The sequence below is a fragment of the Sulfuriferula nivalis genome (assembly GCF_009937995.1).
Lineage (GTDB): Bacteria > Pseudomonadota > Gammaproteobacteria > Burkholderiales > Sulfuriferulaceae > Sulfuriferula > Sulfuriferula nivalis.
This window is the reverse complement of sequence record NZ_AP021881.1, coordinates 1,209,108-1,227,595: the sequence shown is the minus strand read 5'-3', so window position 1 is coordinate 1,227,595 and position 18,488 is coordinate 1,209,108. Positions and strand designations below refer to the sequence as shown.

Annotated in this window: 16 protein-coding genes; 3 read left to right on the top strand and 13 right to left on the bottom strand. The window is 48.7% G+C overall.

Annotated features, from left to right (window positions below; genetic code table 11):
- Positions 1-209 precede the first annotated feature (209 nt).
- A complete protein-coding gene (locus SFSGTM_RS06345) occupies positions 210-1,913 on the top strand; it encodes an ABC transporter ATP-binding protein/permease (protein WP_162084451.1) in 1,704 nt (567 codons plus the stop codon).
- 115 nt (positions 1,914-2,028) lie between these two features.
- Positions 2,029-3,018: an NAD(P)-dependent oxidoreductase gene (locus SFSGTM_RS06340; RefSeq protein ID WP_162084450.1), complete on the top strand. Its 990-nt coding sequence runs from the start codon at positions 2,029-2,031 to the stop codon at positions 3,016-3,018.
- 47 nt (positions 3,019-3,065) lie between these two features.
- Here SFSGTM_RS06340 and SFSGTM_RS06335 read toward each other — a convergent pair whose 3' ends face one another.
- The 9 genes from SFSGTM_RS06335 to guaB all read right to left on the bottom strand — a co-directional run bounded on the left by SFSGTM_RS06335 (position 3,066) and on the right by guaB (position 13,375).
- Positions 3,066-4,826, bottom strand: coding sequence for a BatD family protein (locus tag SFSGTM_RS06335; protein WP_162084449.1), 1,761 nt, complete (start codon positions 4,824-4,826; stop codon positions 3,066-3,068).
- Positions 4,823-5,755 (bottom strand): tetratricopeptide repeat protein, encoded by a 933-nt coding sequence (locus SFSGTM_RS06330; protein WP_162084448.1) that lies wholly within the window; start codon positions 5,753-5,755, stop codon positions 4,823-4,825. The genes SFSGTM_RS06335 and SFSGTM_RS06330 overlap by 4 nt, the downstream gene beginning before the upstream one ends.
- Positions 5,752-6,747 carry a vWA domain-containing protein gene (locus SFSGTM_RS06325; protein ID WP_162084447.1) on the bottom strand — a complete coding sequence of 332 codons (996 nt, stop codon included), beginning with the start codon at positions 6,745-6,747 and terminating at the stop codon, positions 5,752-5,754. Before SFSGTM_RS06325 ends, SFSGTM_RS06330 begins: the two co-directional genes overlap by 4 nt.
- Positions 6,738-7,706, bottom strand: coding sequence for a VWA domain-containing protein (locus SFSGTM_RS06320; protein ID WP_162084446.1), 969 nt, complete (start codon positions 7,704-7,706; stop codon positions 6,738-6,740). The genes SFSGTM_RS06325 and SFSGTM_RS06320 overlap by 10 nt, the downstream gene beginning before the upstream one ends.
- Positions 7,703-8,164, bottom strand: a complete 462-nt coding sequence (locus SFSGTM_RS06315) for a DUF4381 domain-containing protein (protein WP_174237401.1) — start codon at positions 8,162-8,164, stop codon at positions 7,703-7,705. The genes SFSGTM_RS06320 and SFSGTM_RS06315 overlap by 4 nt, the downstream gene beginning before the upstream one ends.
- Positions 8,152-9,054, bottom strand: a complete 903-nt coding sequence (locus tag SFSGTM_RS06310; RefSeq protein ID WP_162084445.1) for a DUF58 domain-containing protein — start codon at positions 9,052-9,054, stop codon at positions 8,152-8,154. The genes SFSGTM_RS06315 and SFSGTM_RS06310 overlap by 13 nt, the downstream gene beginning before the upstream one ends.
- Positions 9,051-10,040: an AAA family ATPase gene (locus SFSGTM_RS06305; protein ID WP_174237400.1), complete on the bottom strand. Its 990-nt coding sequence runs from the start codon at positions 10,038-10,040 to the stop codon at positions 9,051-9,053. Before SFSGTM_RS06305 ends, SFSGTM_RS06310 begins: the two co-directional genes overlap by 4 nt.
- A gap of 244 nt (positions 10,041-10,284) precedes the next feature.
- Positions 10,285-11,850 carry a glutamine-hydrolyzing GMP synthase gene (guaA, locus tag SFSGTM_RS06300; protein ID WP_162084444.1) on the bottom strand — a complete coding sequence of 522 codons (1,566 nt, stop codon included), beginning with the start codon at positions 11,848-11,850 and terminating at the stop codon, positions 10,285-10,287.
- A 64-nt stretch (positions 11,851-11,914) separates the two neighbouring features.
- Positions 11,915-13,375: an IMP dehydrogenase gene (gene guaB / locus SFSGTM_RS06295; RefSeq protein WP_162084443.1), complete on the bottom strand. Its 1,461-nt coding sequence runs from the start codon at positions 13,373-13,375 to the stop codon at positions 11,915-11,917.
- 150 nt (positions 13,376-13,525) lie between these two features.
- On the opposite strand from guaB, the gene SFSGTM_RS06290 reads away from it, so the two are divergent.
- Entirely contained in the window at positions 13,526-14,380 is an 855-nt protein-coding gene (locus SFSGTM_RS06290; RefSeq protein WP_162084442.1) for a PA4780 family RIO1-like protein kinase, read from the top strand.
- Here SFSGTM_RS06290 and SFSGTM_RS06285 read toward each other — a convergent pair whose 3' ends face one another.
- From SFSGTM_RS06285 to SFSGTM_RS06270, 4 genes are all read right to left on the bottom strand, one after another.
- Positions 14,381-16,012: an alpha-D-glucose phosphate-specific phosphoglucomutase gene (locus SFSGTM_RS06285; protein WP_162084441.1), complete on the bottom strand. Its 1,632-nt coding sequence runs from the start codon at positions 16,010-16,012 to the stop codon at positions 14,381-14,383. It lies immediately after the preceding gene.
- Positions 16,013-16,095: 83 nt separating this feature from the next.
- Complete coding sequence (gene ptsP / locus SFSGTM_RS06280; protein ID WP_162084440.1) at positions 16,096-17,823, bottom strand: phosphoenolpyruvate--protein phosphotransferase; 1,728 nt, start codon at positions 17,821-17,823, stop codon at positions 16,096-16,098.
- A complete protein-coding gene (locus SFSGTM_RS06275; protein WP_162084439.1) occupies positions 17,820-18,089 on the bottom strand; it encodes an HPr family phosphocarrier protein in 270 nt (89 codons plus the stop codon). The genes ptsP and SFSGTM_RS06275 overlap by 4 nt, the downstream gene beginning before the upstream one ends.
- Positions 18,070-18,480, bottom strand: coding sequence for a PTS sugar transporter subunit IIA (locus SFSGTM_RS06270; protein ID WP_162084438.1), 411 nt, complete (start codon positions 18,478-18,480; stop codon positions 18,070-18,072). The genes SFSGTM_RS06275 and SFSGTM_RS06270 overlap by 20 nt, the downstream gene beginning before the upstream one ends.
- Positions 18,481-18,488 lie beyond the last annotated feature (8 nt).

The following is an 18,488-nucleotide window of genomic DNA, read 5'->3' as shown; positions in this document are numbered from 1 at the left end:
TATTTCTATCAAAAATGGAATTATGTACGCAAACGAACTGATGACACTCAATTATTCTATTAAACTTGTGCTCGCCTGCCAGCCTTCATACAATTAGCCAGGCTTTGCCCTGCACTCAATATCAAAATGACAGACTATGGTTATAGTCAGGAGAAAGCAATGTCCAACATGGGTAATGACATAGTTATAAATAATCGGCTAAGTGAAGCATGATTCAATTTGATCTTCACTTGTGGCGGCGTTTCAAAGTAATCGCGGCTCCATACTGGCTGGGGGAAGAAAAATGGCAGGCGCGAAGCATGCTGTTTCTACTGGTGATACTGTTACTGGGGCAGACCGGATTCGCCGTACTATTCAATCAGCTCACTGGGGAATTCACTTCGGCGCTGGCAGCAAAAGATGGGGACAGGTTCTGGACTGCGATCAGAGAGTGCTTCGCCATTCTGGTTATCGCCGTACCGATTTATGCGTTTTACTACTACGTGCGCGACAAGCTGGGCATATACTGGCGACGCTGGCTGACCCGAAATTTCCTTGGCAGTTATTTCAGCAACCGTGCGTACTATGCGCTGAATGGCAATACCGAGATCGACAACCCTGATCAGCGTATTGCTGAAGACATCAACACCTTCACCCAGCGTTCTCTCTATTTTCTACTGATAATCATAGGCGCGTTACTGCAACTCATGGCTTTCTCTGGCGTGCTCTGGTCGATTTCCACGGATCTGGTCTATTTTTTGATCGTATATGCCATTATCGGCACGGCAGTTACCGTACTGGTATTTGGTAAAGTGCTGATCGGACTGAATTTTTACCAACTCAAGCGTGAAGCCAATTTCCGTTTCAGTCTGGTGCGCATACGCGAGAATGCTGAGGCCATCGCTTTCTATCGTGGCGAGGAACAGGAATCACGGCAGGTCAGTCAGCATTTCAATGAAGCTTTCACCAATTACAACAAACTCATTAAATCCCAAATGCATCTGAATCTGTTCCAGTATGGTTATAGTTTTCTGACCATCATCCTGCCCAGCGCGATCATCGCCGGAAGAGTGCTTTCAGGCGAGCTGGAAGTTGGGCGCGCGATTCAGGCGGCAGGTGCTTTTGCAGCGATATTGAGCGCACTCACCATCATAGTAGATAACTTTGAGAGTTTCAGCCGATTTGCCGCAGGCATAGATCGTCTCGACAGCTTCGCCAAGTACCTGACCAGCAATGGCGACAACTCACCACAGACTGAGGACAGCATCGCGCTAGTTCAGGACTCCAAACTGGTCATCGAAAATCTCACGCTGGAGACGCCAAATCATGAGCGCACCCTGATCAAAGAACTATCGCTGACAATTAACCCAGGTGAAGGTGTGTTGATCGTAGGTGCCAGCGGTTGTGGGAAAAGCTCATTATTGCGCGCTATTGCTGGTCTATGGCATGCTGGCAGCGGCTGCATTATCCATCCGGATACCGATGAGATGTTGTTCTTACCACAGCGCCCCTACATGTTGCTGGGCACCCTGCGTACTCAATTACTCTATCCTCAGCAGGACAAAAAAGTAACAGACGAAGAGCTGCTGCAGTTACTGAAACGCGTCAACCTGCCAGATATCGCTGCGCGATTGGGCGGGCTGGATGCCGAACTGGATTGGGCAAAAGTATTGTCAGTCGGCGAACAACAACGTGTGGCCTTTGCTCGTGTACTGCTCGCCGCTCCTAAATACGTCATACTCGACGAAGCAACGAGCGCGCTGGATATCGATAACGAAGATAATCTGTATCAGCAATTAGCCGGCAGCGCCACCACCATGGTCAGCGTCGGCCATCGCCCTTCCATACTAAAATATCACCCACAAGTACTGGAACTCGATGGAAATGGAGGTTGGCAGTTATATGCGGCTAAAGATTACTGTTTTAAGCAATAAGATCACGCCTAATAGCGCAAAATAAAACACTCACAATATAGTGGAATAACATACACAGAGCGTAACTATAATTCGAGATGAAATACTGATTTTTCCACATCCAAAGGTACAGCATATGAAAATTCTTGTTACCGGCGTCGCACAGCATGATCTGGATACGCTAATCCCTGCACTGACCAAGGCAGGTCATGATATAGAAACCACATCCGATATGCTCAGTTTGCAAACAGTCCAGCGTGCGCAAGGGTTTGAAGCGGTAGTAACTTTCGTTTGTGACGATTTATCTGCCGCGGTCATCAACGCATTGGCAGCCGCAGGTGTAAAACTGATAGCCCAGCGTGCAGCTGGCGTCGACAACATCGATCTTGCTGCAGCACATCAGGCGGGCATACAGATTGCCCGTATTCCGGCCTATTCACCTTATGCCGTAGCTGAACAGGCAGTTGCGCTGCTGTTATCCTTGAATCGACATATACCTCACGCTTACCAGCGAGTACTACATGGCAACTTTTCACTGCAAGGCTTAAGGGGTTTCGATCTGCATGGCAAAACTGTACTGGTTGTCGGCACAGGTCGTATAGGTCAGGCATTTACACGCATCATGCAAGGATTTGGTTGTGTAGTATTGGCATACGATCCAGCCATGCCGGTGGCGCATAGAATCCCTCAGATTGAGTATATCGATGAGCTGGCTGATGGCATTGCACGCGCCAGAATTATTTCCCTGCACTGCCCGCTATTGCCTGAAACTCGACACATCATCAATGCTGCCATGTTGGAAAATTGCCATCCTGATACTATCCTGATCAATACCAGCCGAGGTGCGGTGGTTGATACGGCTGCTGTATTAGCTGCGCTAAAGCAGGGACATCTCGCTGCCTACGGGGCAGATGTTTACGAAAATGAATCCTGTTTGTTTTTCCGAGACTGTTCAATAACTGGATATGAAGATACTTTACTGAAAGAGCTGCTAACTCTGCCTAATGTGTTACTCACTCCTCATCAGGCATTCTTCACCATTGAAGCACTGGAAGCAATCGCTGCCGCGACTGTACAGAATCTGACAGACTATTCTGCTGGACGACGTAGCGGGAATTTTCTTTAATCCCCGCAAACACGACTTTTGGTCATTTACTCCAGATGAGCCAGCAATTATTTGGGGTAAAGACCCGGTAGCTTGGTCTCTGCCAGCGCAGCCTTATTAACGCCATTATTTAATTGCTCTAATGCATCACGCAATGCTGAACCCTGCCAGTTCTCATCGACATAACAGGCTCGGTCCAGCTGCATAATCAACTGTTGTGAGACAGGATTATCCAAGCGTCTGGATAAGGCTTGCAGTCCAACCGGTGGATCTTGCGGCCATGTCGCACGCGCCCAATCCAACAAACTTTGTCTGGCGGCTTGTTTATCATTCTCAGTACATGCCTGCTGGAATGCCTGTCGTGATTTTTCGGCATGGGGTGCCAATACGGGCGGGATAAATGGTTCTTTCACCGTTACTGCCTTGCTGGTGGATTGATTCTTCCTGACACGCCACCAGATAATCAGCGTCACCAGCCACATACAGGCAAACAACAGACTCAGCCATTTCCAGAAATCCCCAGCAAATACACTGCCAGCACGCGGACTACTCAGGCTGGCTGAAGATGAAGTATCACTATTTGAGGCACCTTGAGGAAGCGGCGTGACACCTGTTGATGACGTAACGACGCCAGGCAACGCATCCAGCGTATGGGCTGGCAACACTATCTCTTTTTGCTGATTCTTGCTGGTATCCCACCAGTACAGATGCAGCTCTGGTACTTGGTAATGCCCGGCACTACTGGCGATAATGGCAATATCCTGATCTCGACTGGCAAAAACGCTGTCACTTTGCACACTGTTATTTAACTTGGCCTGATCTGGATAAGCACGTAAACCTTGCGGAAGCTGTATAGCCTGGCTCAGATCAGGCAATTGTGCGGCAGTTAACCCGATTGCACCCAAATGCAGATGCAAGGTCACTGGCTCACCCGCGTGTATCTTGCCACTATCCGGCTTCCAGGTTTCATTCAGCGTCACGTTTTGCGCTGGCAGCCAGTCGTGAGCACTGCCGTTGGCGGGTCGAGGTTGCACATTAAGCACAACAGGATCTGCCTGAATTCGCAGCGGACGAGTCGCACTCATCATGCCACCGAACGGACTATTACCAAAAAACGGGTCATTTGCAGACACGGTATTGTCCTGCACTTGCACCTGTGTGTTCAACACAGGGCCATCCAGACGTATCTGACCACTACGTTGCGGGAATAATAAATACTTACGCTGGATAACCTGATAATTCTTGCCTTTATACACCTCGCTACTTTGCTGATCATCCCCCAGCTGTTGGATCAACACATCGTTGCCAGGCTGAAAATTCAAAGATGCCTGCAACAAAGGCTGATCGACATAAATCTTAATTACCAAAGTTGCCGCAGCCTGCACGTAGGGCTGCTGCTGATCCAGTTTAGTCGTGATAAAGGGATGCGCGGTTACTGCGCCTGAGGTATTACCCGCCTGTCCAGGAGCGCCTGCCACCACGGTTAAATCAAGCACAGGAGTATGCTGCCCATCCCAAGATAAAGCAGGAATTTGCAACTTGCCGCTATGCTTGGGTATCAGCATCAGAATCAACTCAACCTTGGAATTGACCTTGCCGTTGATAATCTGCACGCTGCTACCCGAGCTTTGCCCGGCAACCTCAAAATCCTGTTTAAGCGGGCTAAGATCAGGCTGAGAATTAGTCTGCCCGTCATGTTGCAAAGTCAGCTGCACAGATTCACCAGGTGCAATTTGATTCTGATCCAGACTTGCATTAATAGCCGCCATAACAGGCATGCTCATGCTGGAAAATAGCAATGAAATAAAAATAATGTATGCGGTCTTCATTGTTGTCCACCTTGTTGTCGCAACATATGTTCAATCAAAAATTTACGTCTTAATAGTCCACTCGGATCATCAGGGATTTGTCGTAGCCACTGCTCTTGAGCAAGCTGTTTTTCGCTGCCGGGAACATCAGCAGCCGCTGGCACAGTGTTTTTATCTGATGACTTACCAAGTGCTGCCGATGCATCCCGTTGTGCCTGAGCAGCGTCATCAGCAGCCTTTTGCGGATTTGCTGAGGAAGCTGGTTGAGCCTGCCCCTGCTTAGACTGAGATTGATTCGGCTGGGCTTGCGAATTGGCCTGAGCATTTGATTTAGCTATATCAGCGGGCTGATTCTGCGGTGATGGTTGCTGACCTGCTGATTGCTTTGCATCGCCCCCTGGCTTGCTCTGCGCCGACTTAGCTTGCTGATCCTTCCCATTTTGGGATGAATTATTCTGACCCTGCCTGTCGCCTGAACCTTTTGCATTGTTGTCCTGTTGCTTGCCCTGCTTTCCATCTGACTGACCAGATTGCTTATTGCCGTCTTTTGACTGAGGTGGTTGTTGCTGCTTGAGTTTTTCAAGCAAATCGCGATTATGTTTAGCATCCTTGTTTTTTGGATCATGCGCCAATGCTGCATCATAGGCTTTAATGGCATCTTGCAGCTTGCCGGCCCGAGCCAGAGCATTGCCTCTGTTGTAGTTACCATCACTATCATCAAATCGAGAAAACCCTTGCGCAGCATTGGCAAAATCACCCGCCTTCAGTTGCGCATAAGCTTTATGTCGCGAATCTTGATAAAATTTTGCAGCGCCAGCGGCATCTCCATGACTGAGCATTTTTTCAGCACGCTGATTAGCGTTTAGCCACAAACTATCCCACAACTCGCTGGCCATAGCCTGTTCAGTTACAAGCAACAACGCGACAGTTAAGAACAGGACACGTTTCATAACCAACCCCGCCGTGCCAGCAATGCTGCGACCAGCAACAGCAATGGAAGCAACCAGATACCACCATCCAGCCTGTGTTCGAGTCGCATTTCCTTATTCTCAGTAGCGAGTTTGCTGTGATCTGCCCGGTTTTTCAGTGCCTGAATCAGGTCTGGCAACTGCGCCAAATTTGCATAGCTGCCACCACCTGTAGTCGCCAGTTGCTGCAATTGCGCAATATCCAGCCGGTTAAGTTGCAGCCCACCTTGCCCGTTTTGAGCAAAGCCACCGGCTTGCTGACTGACCGGCGCACCCGCTTGCGTACCAATACCGACAACATTAATGGATATTCCTTGTGACTGAAGTTTTTTCGCGATGGGGAAAGCGGCAGTTGAATCGCTAAAGCCATCGGTCAACACTACGATCTGGGCGTTTTTCACCCCGCCCTGTTTCAGCAAATTACCTGCCTGTTCTAGCGCTGGTGCAAGATTGTCACCTGCGCTAGGCATAATCCCTGGCGTCAGTGAAGGCAACAATGTACGTATCGTCGCCACATCATCAGTAATGGGTGTCACCGTATAGGCTTCGTCGCTAAACGCGACTAATCCCACTCGCGTATCCTGAGCCGCTTCAAGCAGATCATCCAGCGCATAACGGGCACGGGTGACCCGATCGGGGCTTACATCTTTCGCTAACATCGACGGTGACAAATCCAGCACCAGCAGCCAGGTACTATTGCCACGAAACGCTGCAGAGGATACCTGCTGCCAGCTCGGTCCTGCCAGCGCCACGGTTGCCAGCGTCCAGGCCACTGCCACCCACGGCCATGGCGAACCGGCAGGCTTACCGCCCCCAGCCAATCGCAGGCTGGGTAATAACGCACTGTCTATCAGTTGTGACCAGCCACCTTCTGTAGCGTGTCGGCGTGCCAGCCAGATACTTAATCCCCACCACACCGGCAGCAGCAACAACCATAACGGACGCAAAAATTGGAAATGCTGTATCAGTGCCATCTTCGACTCCATAACACTGCTGGTACACTTAAGAACAAAGCCAGACCCAACGGCCACGGAAACCACTCTGCTCGAGGGCGATACCACTGCTGGCGTGCGGCACTGGGTTCTAACTGATCGATACGTTCATACACCTGTTGCAGCGAACTCGCATCGGCCGCGCGGAAATACTCGCCGCCGGTAATTTGTGCAATCTGCTTGAGTGTGTCTTCGTCCAAATCGCTATTTCCACCGGTACCGAAAAAACCCGGTTGTGCAACTGAACCAACACCTATGGTATAGATGCGCAGTTTTTCGGCAGCCGCCATCTTAGCTGCCTCAATTGGCGGCATAATACCCGCATCATTACTGCCGTCAGTAAGCAGTATCAATACAGTATCGCCTTTATGCTGGTTTTTATGAGTATCATCACGCAAGCGTTTAATCGCAAACCCAATCGCATCACCAATGGCAGTTTGTGTCCCCGCTATACCTATCATGGTCTCATCAAGAAATTCAGTTACCGTATGCAAATCACTGGTAAGTGGCGCTTGCAAATAAGGACGTGTACCAAACAATATGAGGCCCACCTGATCGCCACGACGATGTTGAATGAAATCGCCAGCAACCTTCTGCACAACCTGTAAACGACTCGCATCACCCGCCATGTCTTGCGTCCCCATAGAGCCGGAAACATCCACAGCTAACAACAGGCGTCGTCCAGTACTGGGGACTGGTTCAGGCTCACCCAGCCACTGTGGCCGGATTGCTGCCAGCACCAGTAATACCCAAATCAATACCAGCAAAGCCTTGTATATACGTGAAGGGCTGTGTGTAGCAGGAAGCGAGTCTGCATTCAAACCACTGACAAATGGCAAAAAAACCGCATCGCCTATGGGTTGCGCCGCAGGTACCCAGCGCGATATCAACCAGGGCAACGGCAACAACAGCAACATCCAGGGCCAGTCTATATGCATCATTTACGCCACCTCAAAAATGCTCTGGCGCCATTCAGCCAACTCTCACGCTCCGATTGCGCCTGTCCACCATAAGCAATGCGCAAAAAACTTGCGCCGGTCTCACCAGCAAATGCTTTACCACCATGATCAATTACAAACGCCAGCCATTCCTTGCCACTCAGATTGGCTACTATGGCGTGACCATATTTCGCTAACGCGTATCGACGCAGTAGATTTTGCAGTTCTCGCGAAAAACTTGCATCATCGCCGCCTTTACTTTCCAGTAATTGAAGTTCTCGCAATGCAGCTCGACTAAGGACACTGGGTTTACGCCGATAACGATAAATCCAGATTGCCAGTATCGCGATCAATAGCACCAACAATACCCACCAACCCGGTGCCAGAGGCCACCAGCCAGAAGGAGGTGGCGCATGATCGGGTGCCAGTTGTTTGAGCCACTCCGCGTTCAGATTTGCCATGAGGGTTCTCTTAGCAATTGTGGCAGCGCCTCCGTCACTGGGTTGGCAGTATCCAGACGGATTACAGGCAGATTCAAACGATTTGCCATATCATCCACATACTTTTTTCGGGCAGCCCATTTTTCTTGCCAAAGCCGCCGTGTGCGATTGCCATCCAGCCACCAAAGCCGTCCCGGCAATCCAGCACGGTAACTGCCATCCGGCAATCCTGTGTATTCAAGTGGATCGACTAAGCCTATCAACCGAATATCATTATGTAGTGAAATATTTGCCAGCAATGTCTCGCTGTTATCATCCAAAGCACTAAAATCAGACAACACCAAAACCAGACTTCCTGGTTGTAGCAGTGGTTTTAACGTAGTCAACAATTTATTCAGATTATTAAAACTCTCCTCACCAGGCTGTTTTGGCTGTGCTTGGACCAGTCCTTCAAGCACGGGTAACACGCCTGCTTCACGAGAACGTGGTGGGAATATGCTCACTTGATTGTTTGCATCAGAAATAACTGCACCCAGCCGATCACCATCCATCGTTGCGACCCACGCCAGGATAGCTGCGGCACGCAACAAAAGCGCTGACTTGAGTTGCAAACGGCTGCCAAAATAAAGACCAACGTGCAGATCCGCAACTATCCACACCGGACGTTCACGTTCTTCACGAAACAATTTGGTATGCGCTTGCCCACGTCTGGCCGTCACCCGCCAATCGATGTTTCTGGCATCATCACCAGGGGTATACAACCTGACTTCTTCAAACTCCAGGCCACGGCCGCGCTGAGCACTACGATGTGCACCCTGCAAGCGCGCCAGTACCGGCTTACGCGCATGCAAAGCGATATCATGTGCGGCACCTCGTAATGCAACCAGTTCTACGAGATCCGGCTGTATCATGGCATAGGAACCTGACGCAACAGTTCCAGCACGCACTCATTGGTCGTAACACCGTGTGCCTGTGCGGTGTAATTCAGCAACAAACGGTGCCTTAACACATCAGGCGCAATGGCTTGAACATCCTCTGGCGTCACATAATCACGACCATCCAGCCATGCCAGAGCTCGGGCACAACGCTCCATAGCAATAGCTGCACGTGGGCTCGCACCCCAGCGCAACCACTCGGCTAATTTCGGACTATATTGTTTGGGGATACGGGTTGCTTCGACCAAAGCTGCAATGTATTCCGCAACGGAATCTGCCAAGGTAATTTCCAATACCGCGTGCCGTGCAGCAAAGACTTGCGCTTGCGTCAATGCGATATGCGGAGGCGTCAGTTCAGTCTCCTTTCTGGCCTCACGCCGCGACAATTCCATAATACGTAAAGTGGTAGCGCGATCAGGATAGTCGACCAAAGTATGTAGCATGAATCTGTCCAGCTGCGCTTCAGGTAGCGGATAAGTTCCCTCATGCTCGATAGGATTCTGGGTCGCCATCACTAGAAACATACGTGGCAGCGGATAAGTTGCAGCACCTACGCTGATTTGATGTTCTGCCATGGCTTCCAGCAATGCCGACTGCACCTTGGCTGGTGCACGATTGATCTCATCCACCAGTATCAAATTATGGAACAGTGGTCCTGCCTGAAAATGAAAACTGCCTTGCTCAGGACGGTAAATATCGGATCCAGTCAAATCAGAAGGTAATAAGTCCGGCGTAAACTGCACACGCTGGAAGTCGGCCTCTATGCCTTGCGCCAAGGCTTTGATCGCTCGTGTTTTAGCCAGTCCAGGCGGCCCTTCAACCAGCAAGTGACCATCTGCCAACAGTGCAACCAATAAGCGCTCTACAAGATTTTCCTGACCGAGTATTTGTTCATTAAGATAGGCACGTAGTGCATAGAATGCTGACAAGATTGTGTCAGCAGGCTGAGTGACGACATCCATTGATGATTCCTTTCCACAATTATTATTTTTGCTACATCAGATAGAAAAGTGAGAGCGCCAAAAGTTCAACTTGCTCATTTTGTGAAATGTAACAAAATGTACAGCACGAATTTTTAATTGAAATGGATAAACGCGCAGGACAAACTTTAATGGAACTTATTTCTGAGAGAACCACAGCAGCACATAAAAAACCCATTGACTAGCAATGGGTTTTTTTTACTTTGCCACACGAGTGAAGGCTATATTATTCCCACTCTATCGTCGCAGGTGGTTTACCTGAAATATCATAAACAACGCGATTGATACCACGCACTTCATTGATAATACGGTTAGATACTTTGCCCAACAAGCTATACGGCAACTCAGCCCAATGCGCGGTCATGAAATCTTGCGTTTGTATTGCACGCAACGCCACTACATATTCATAAGTACGCCCATCACCCATTACGCCAACCGATTTCACTGGCAAGAACACAGCGAATGCCTGAGAAGTCTTTTCATACCAGCCACTTGCACGCAATTCTTCTATGAAAATCGCATCTGCACGACGCAATAAATCAGCGAATTCTGCTTTCACTTCACCCAGTATACGCACACCCAAGCCAGGACCTGGGAACGGATGACGATAGACCATCTCATGCGGCAAGCCTAATGCCACGCCCAGTTCACGGACTTCATCCTTGAACAATTCACGCAGTGGCTCTAACAGTTTCAAATGCAAGGTATCGGGTAAACCGCCCACATTATGATGCGACTTGATCGCGTGAGCTTTCTTGGTTTTTGCACCAGCCGATTCAATCACATCAGGATAAATCGTGCCTTGTGCCAACCATTTTGCATTAGGCAATTTTGCTGATTCACGCTGGAACACTTCGACGAATTCACGTCCGATAATTTTGCGCTTTTGCTCGGGGTCAGTCACACCACCCAGATGTTTCATAAATTCAGCACTGGCGTCGACATGAATAACTTTAACGCCCAGATTGCGCGCAAATGTGTCCATCACCTGCTCCGCTTCATTTAAGCGCAACAGGCCATTGTCAACAAACACACAGGTCAATTGTGTACCTATCGCCTTGTGCAATAGTGCTGCAACTACGGAAGAATCCACACCGCCCGACAATCCCAGTATCACTTCGTCGTTGCCAACTTGTTCACGCACACGTGCAACGGCTTCGTCTACATAGTTAGGCATAGTCCAATCCGCCGCTGCGCCGCAAATCTCATGAACAAAACGCGAAATAATCGCTTTACCCTGTTTGCTGTGAGTAACTTCCGGGTGGAATTGCAAAGCATAAAACCGACGGGCTTCATCTGCCATCCCTGCAATCGCTGTCGCGGCATTGCTGGCTATTACTTTGAAACCTTCTGGCAGTGCAGTCACTTTATCGCCATGGCTCATCCATACATCTAACAAACCATGACCCTGTTCATTCGCGCGATCTTGTATATCACGCAACAACGCCGAGTGGCCTTGCGCCCGTACTTCTGCATAGCCAAATTCACGATGTAGCGCGTTTTCCACTGTGCCACCCAACTGCGATGCCATGGTCTGCATACCGTAGCAGATACCCAACACAGGCACGCCTAATTCAAACACGATCTGCGGCGCACGCGGGGTTTCATCTTCAGTCACGGAAGCTGGGCCGCCCGACAGGATAATCCCCACTGGATTAAATTCGCGGATAAACTCAGCATCCACATCAAACGAATGTAATTCACAATACACATTCGCCTCACGCACACGGCGCGCTATCAGTTGAGTGTATTGCGAGCCGAAATCCAGTATTAATATTTTCTGATGTGCCATTCTTTCACCATATAAAAAAACAGCAGGCATAAACCTGCTGTGTCTTAATCTAACTAACCAAAACTTAATCTAAATGATAATTTGGCGCTTCTTTCGTAATCTGTACGTCATGTACGTGTGACTCGCGCACGCCTGCGGAGGTAATCTCCACAAACTCAGCACGCTCCTGCATATCAACTATGGTTGCACAGCCCAGATAACCCATGCTGGAGCGCAAACCACCCATCAACTGATGTATCACTGCCAACATGCTGCCTTTATAAGGTACACGACCTTCTATACCCTCAGGTACAAACTTGTCAGCCGCTTCGTTATCCTGGAAATAACGGTCACTGGAACCCTTTTGCATCGCACCTAAAGAACCCATACCGCGATAGGATTTGTATGAACGGCCTTGATATAACTCAATCTCACCTGGCGCTTCTTCCGTACCAGCAAAAAGACCACCCAACATCACTGTATTCGCACCCGCAGCAATCGCCTTGGCGATGTCACCAGAATAACGCACGCCACCGTCAGCAATCAGCGGCACGCCGAGACTACGCAAGGCATTAGCAACATTCTGGATTGCAGTAATTTGTGGCACGCCCACACCCGCAACGATACGTGTAGTGCAAATAGAACCAGGACCTATCCCTACTTTCACTGCGTCAGCGCCATGTTCAACCAGAGCCAATGCCGCAGCAGCTGTAGCAATATTACCGCCGATAACTTGTATATGCGGAAAATTAGTTTTCACCCACTTCACGCGGTCCAACACACCTTTGGAATGTCCATGCGCGGTATCCACCACGATCACATCCACACCTGCGTGCGCTAATGCTGCAACTCGTTCTTCAGTACCAGCACCAACACCCACTGCAGCGCCTACGCGCAAACGACCTTGACTGTCTTTACAAGCATTTGGATGTTCTGATGATTTCTGTATATCTTTAACAGTAATCAAACCACACAACTGAAATGCGTCGTTAACGACCAATACACGTTCAATACGATATTTATGCAACAAGCTCAGGACTTCAGTACGACTAGCGCCTTCTTTCACCGTCACCAAACGCTCACGCGGCGTCATGATTTGGCTAACCGGCACATCTAAATTGGTCTCAAAACGCAAATCACGATTGGTTACGATACCGGCAATTTGTCCATCAGCTGTTACTACAGGCAGACCAGAAATGCGATATTTACGTGTCGTCGCCTGTACATCACGTACAGACATATCGGGTGTAACGGTAATAGGATCTTTAACTACGCCTGACTCAAAACGCTTGACCCGAGCTACTTCGGCGGCCTGCATTTCTATTGTCATGTTTTTGTGAACGATACCAATACCACCTTCTTGCGCTAGCGCAATGGCAAGTTTGGCTTCAGTAACGGTATCCATCGCGGCAGACAGCAATGGAATATTTAATGTGATGTCGCGCGTTAATCGAGTTTGTAAACTCACGTCACGGGGCAGAATATCGGAGTGAGCGGGGACGAGCAGAACGTCATCAAAGGTCAGTGCTTTTTGAATCACGCGCATAGCTATTGTTCCAGAGCAAAGCAACATTATACGGTAAAGTTTAATTGGCCGCCAATTTGTAACTGCGGATTCGTTCAACGGCTCTTTCTAAGTTAAAATAACTAAGCTGAGTATTGCTCATCAACTTACGATATAGACTAAACTTCCCCAATGAAAATCCCAAAAAGACTAATCCCCCTGCTTGAAGACGGCTTGATCGATGACGTAATTCGTCAGTTGATGAGCGGCAAGGAGGCGATGGTTTTTGTCGTGCGCTGTGGTGATGAAGTCCGTTGCGCCAAAGTATACAAAGAAGCGAATAAGCGCAGTTTCCGCCAAAGCGTCGATTACACCGAAAATCGTAAAGTAAAAAACAGCCGTATGGCGCGCGCAATGGCCAAGGGGTCACGTTACGGGCGTGAGGCGCAAGAAGAAGCCTGGCAAAATGCTGAAGTCGATGCTTTGTATCGCCTCGCGGCAGCTGGGGTTTGTGTGCCAAAACCCTACAACTTCCACGAAGGCGTGTTGCTGATGGAACTGGTCACCGATGCAGAGGGCAACGCTGCGCCACGGCTGAATGATATTGAGCTAACACCTGAACAGGCACGTGAATATTTTCAAATGCTGCTGCATCAAGTGGTACTCATGCTCTGTGCTGGTGTGATACATGGGGACTTGTCGGAATACAACATCCTGCTCAGCGATCACGGCCCGGTCATTATTGATTTACCACAAGCGGTCGATGCAGCAGGAAACAATCACGCCCAGAGCATGCTGGAGCGTGACGTGAATAACCTGACCCAATATTTCGGACAATTCGCACCTGAATTACTGCAAACGCAGTATGGCAAAGAAATCTGGTCTTTGTATGAGCAAGGCGAATTATTACCAAGCAGCGTACTCACGGGGAATTTTGTTGCCAGCGACAAGCCAGTTGATTTACCTAGTGTAATGCGTGAAATTGATGACGCGCTAGCAGAAGAAGCTGCGCGTCAATTACGTATGCTGGAAGCCAAACTACCCTGATCAGGTAATCACCGTCGGCTGTTCACGACCAGTTAGCTGTTTTAACTGAGTGATTTGCAACGCCACCTGTATCAACTCTGCTAATGCCTGTTGTGCATCCAAATGATGATTAGCCACATTAGCATCGTAAGCTTCAAGATATACACGCAGGGTTGCACCTTCTGTACCTGTGCCGGACAAACGCACAATAATGCGTGAACCATCACTGAACAAGACGCGTATACCCTGCCCTGTGCTGACGCTACCATCAACAGGGTCGGTGTAGCTGAAATCGTCACAATGCTGCACTGTGTACGAACCGAATGTCGCGCCAACCAAACTGCCAAAATTTCCCTGCACATGATGCATTACTGCCTGAGCATCCGCAGTGGGCAATGCTTCATAATCATAGCGCGAATATACATTACGCCCATATTTCGCCCAATGTTCACGTACAATTTCAGCAACGGGCTGCCGACGAGCCGCAATGAGATTTAGCCAGAACAGCACTGCCCATAAACCATCTTTTTCACGTATGTGATTGGAACCCGTACCGAAACTTTCTTCGCCGCACAAGGTAACTTTGCCTGCATCCATTAAATTACCAAAGAATTTCCAGCCTGTTGGTGTTTCATAACAAGGAATATTCAGAGCGTGCGCAACGCGATCCACCGCAGCACTGGTCGGCATAGAGCGCGCAACACCTGCCAGGCCTGCCTTGTAAGCAGGTATCAGCGTCGCATTTGCGGCAAGTAACGCCAAACTGTCTGATGGTGTAACGAAAAACCGCTTACCCAAGATCATGTTGCGATCACCATCGCCATCCGACGCGGCGCCAAAATCCGGCGCATCATCCGCAAACATTATCTTCACCAAATCAGGTGCATAGGTAAGATTAGGATCTGGATGACCGCCGCCGAAATCTTCCAACGGCACAGCGTTCATCAAACTATCAGCTGATGCCCCAAGACGACGCTGCAATATTTCGGTCGCATAAGGACCAGTCACCGCGTGCATCGCATCAAATTTAATACGGAACCCACCTGCTAATAATTCCCGAATGGCAGAAAAATCAAATAACGACTCCATCAACTCGGCATAGTCACTCACCGAATCTATCACCTCAACGGTCATCTCTCCCAGCTGACTGACACCTTGAATATCCAATGCGACATCAGGTGCATCAAGCAACTGATATTGGGTGATCGTTTTACTTGCTGCAAAAATCGCATCGGTCACCGTTTCAGTTGCAGGGCCGCCATTACTGCTATTGAATTTAATGCCGAAATCGCCATCAACGCCACCTGGGTTATGGCTGGCAGATAAAATAATACCACCAAAGGTTTTGTATTTGCGTATCACGCAGGAGGCAGCAGGCGTCGATAATATGCCACCCTGCCCAACCAACACTTTGCCAAAGCCATTTGCCGCAGCCATTTTCAAAATAATCTGTATTGCGGTGCGATTGTAATAGCGTCCATCGCCACCCAAAACCAATGTCGCCCCTTTAGGTGCATCAATACTATCAAAAATCGCCTGAACGAAATTTTCTAAATAATGCGGCTGTTGAAATACGCTGACTTTTTTACGTAAACCTGATGTTCCCGGCTTTTGGTCAGTAAAGGCATGTGTAGCAATAGTAAGTGTGCTCATGTTGTTCCTAATAGGGTTTCATTAAATTATGATGGCATGGCACCATCTGTAAAAACCATATAAATAATGCAATTAGTATTCCACTATGATTGATTCAATCGCGCCATCAATCCGTCTATTTTGTCAGCATCACTGGTTTTAAGGATTTTTTGAGTAAGTGCGTAAATTTCACTACTGTGTGTTTGTAAGACTTGTTGTTTTACGCTCAATAAGCTTGCGGACTGCATCGAAAATTTACGCAAGCCCAAACCGATCAATAAGCGTGTCAGTTTAGGATCACCAGCCATTTCACCGCATACCGAAACCGGCTTTCCTGTTTTCTCACCAGCGCGTAAAGTCTGTGATATCAAATGCAAAATTGCCGGATGTAATGGGTTATACAAATAACTTACACTGTCATCTGCACGATCTATGGCTAACGTGTATTGAATCAGGTCGTTTGTACCTATGGATAAAAAATCCAGCCGTTCAGCAAACGCCTGCGCCATTAACGCAGCGGCAGGAATCTCTATCATGCCGCCAACAGCGATGTTGGCATCGTATGGAATATTATCTGCGCTTAATGTCCCCTTGGCGCGTTCTATCGCAGCAAAAGTTTGTTGAAGCTCGGTCAAATTACACAACATGGGGATGAGAATCTGAACTTTGCCATAATGCGATGCACGCAAAATGGCACGAAGTTGGGTATGAAATAATGCAAGTTCAGACAAACACAAACGGATTGCGCGTCGTCCCAATGCCGGGTTGAGGGTATGATCCGTTAAATCACCTAATGGCTTATCAGCGCCTACGTCCAGAGTACGGATAGTCACAGGCTGTCCGTTCATAGCCGCAGCTACCTCTTTATAGGCTTCAAACTGCTCGTCCTCGGTCGGTAAATCGGCACGATTCATAAACAGAAATTCACTACGGAACAATCCTATTCCTGTCGCACCCGATAATTTTACGGCTGGAATATCTTGCGGCAATTCGATATTTGCATGCAGTTCAATTTCTACATTATCCAGGGTCGCCGCACGACTGGTAGTAATACGTTTTAATTTCTGGTGTTCAATGAGCCATTGACTTTGGCGCAGCTGATATTCTTCCAGCTCCGCATCATCCGGATCAACGATGACTACACCATTTTCACCATCAACAATGATGATCTCGTTGTCACGCATCAAACCCAGCGCATTATGCAACGCCATCACCGAAGTGATATTCATACTCCGCGCCAGAATGGCTGCGTGTGAGGTCGTACCACCCACATCAGTAATAAACGCAGCATAGCGCTGACGCTTAAAATTAATCATGTCAGCTGGTGACAAATCATGCGCGACTAAAATACAGTCCGCTAAATTACTTTCATTTGAAGGCAAATTATCCCGATGGCCCATCAACACTTTCAGCACACGCTCAACAACTTGCACCACATCTGTTTTTCGCTCGCGCAAATAAGGATCATCAATGGACTCAAATTGTGCGACCAATTGCTCCATCTGTTGCGTCAACGCCCATTCCGCATTGCATTGCTGACTCTGTATAAGCTGTTTTGGAACCGCTGATAACATAGAATCATCTAGTATCATCAAATGCATATCCAAAAACGCAGGCATTTCAGCAGGTGCATTTTCAGGAATCTGACCACGTAAGGTTTGCATTTCCAGACGCACGGTATTAACGGCATCCTCAAAACGCGCAATTTCCTTATCGACGTATTGAGTAGGCAAAACATAGTGCGCCACTTCGATATGGCTATGCGAAGCCAGCCGCGCAACACCTATTGCGATACCGGGGGAAACACCTATGCCGTGTAGCGTAAAGCTCACTCACCTTCTCCAAACTTATCATTGATAAGCGCAACTAACGCCGTCATTGCAGTATGCTCGTCTACGCCATCGGCATCGAGGATAACGGTCGAACCTTTTGCCGCAGCTAACATCATCACCCCCATAATGCTTTTCGCATTGACGCGACGCTGATTGCGGGTTATCCAGATTTCACTTTGGAACTGACTGGCAGTTTGTGTCAGTTTGGCTGACGCTCGTGCGTGCAAACCTAATTTATTGGTAATTTCAATGTCCTGTTGCAGCATCGCAAAACTCCGTGGTGATATATAAAATGCCTTCTTGCCCACCTGTCACGGTTTTAGTAATAAGTTCTGACAGAGGCAAATGTCGATAGGTAATGGCGCGCATCAGCATAGGCAAATTCACTCCTGCTATCCCTTCTACTCGCCCAGGTTCCAATACGCGACACATGGTATTACAAGGCGTAGCGCCATAGATATCGGATAGCAGCAACACACCTTCACCTTGATCCATATCTTGTATTAATTGCTGGGCATCATCCAGCATACACAATTGCGTTTGTGCAGTGACATCCAAAGCCACCACTTGCTCTGGACGATTACCCAGAACGTGCGTTGCACACTGTATCAGGCTTTCGCCCAAGGTACCGTGAGCCACGATGAGTATGCCTATCATTGCCGCTC

Coding starts and splice junctions, on each gene's coding strand:
- SFSGTM_RS06345 (WP_162084451.1), top strand. CDS start 210: ATGATTCAATTTGATCTTCACTTGTGGCGGCGTTTCAAAGTAATCGCG.
- SFSGTM_RS06340 (WP_162084450.1), top strand. CDS start 2,029: ATGAAAATTCTTGTTACCGGCGTCGCACAGCATGATCTGGATACGCTA.
- SFSGTM_RS06335 (WP_162084449.1), bottom strand. CDS start 4,826: ATGAAGACCGCATACATTATTTTTATTTCATTGCTATTTTCCAGCATG.
- SFSGTM_RS06330 (WP_162084448.1), bottom strand. CDS start 5,755: ATGAAACGTGTCCTGTTCTTAACTGTCGCGTTGTTGCTTGTAACTGAA.
- SFSGTM_RS06325 (WP_162084447.1), bottom strand. CDS start 6,747: ATGGCACTGATACAGCATTTCCAATTTTTGCGTCCGTTATGGTTGTTG.
- SFSGTM_RS06320 (WP_162084446.1), bottom strand. CDS start 7,706: ATGATGCATATAGACTGGCCCTGGATGTTGCTGTTGTTGCCGTTGCCC.
- SFSGTM_RS06315 (WP_174237401.1), bottom strand. CDS start 8,164: ATGGCAAATCTGAACGCGGAGTGGCTCAAACAACTGGCACCCGATCAT.
- SFSGTM_RS06310 (WP_162084445.1), bottom strand. CDS start 9,054: ATGATACAGCCGGATCTCGTAGAACTGGTTGCATTACGAGGTGCCGCA.
- SFSGTM_RS06305 (WP_174237400.1), bottom strand. CDS start 10,040: ATGGATGTCGTCACTCAGCCTGCTGACACAATCTTGTCAGCATTCTAT.
- guaA (WP_162084444.1), bottom strand. CDS start 11,850: ATGGCACATCAGAAAATATTAATACTGGATTTCGGCTCGCAATACACT.
- guaB (WP_162084443.1), bottom strand. CDS start 13,375: ATGCGCGTGATTCAAAAAGCACTGACCTTTGATGACGTTCTGCTCGTC.
- SFSGTM_RS06290 (WP_162084442.1), top strand. CDS start 13,526: ATGAAAATCCCAAAAAGACTAATCCCCCTGCTTGAAGACGGCTTGATC.
- SFSGTM_RS06285 (WP_162084441.1), bottom strand. CDS start 16,012: ATGAGCACACTTACTATTGCTACACATGCCTTTACTGACCAAAAGCCG.
- SFSGTM_RS06275 (WP_162084439.1), bottom strand. CDS start 18,089: ATGCTGCAACAGGACATTGAAATTACCAATAAATTAGGTTTGCACGCA.
- SFSGTM_RS06270 (WP_162084438.1), bottom strand. CDS start 18,480: ATGATAGGCATACTCATCGTGGCTCACGGTACCTTGGGCGAAAGCCTG.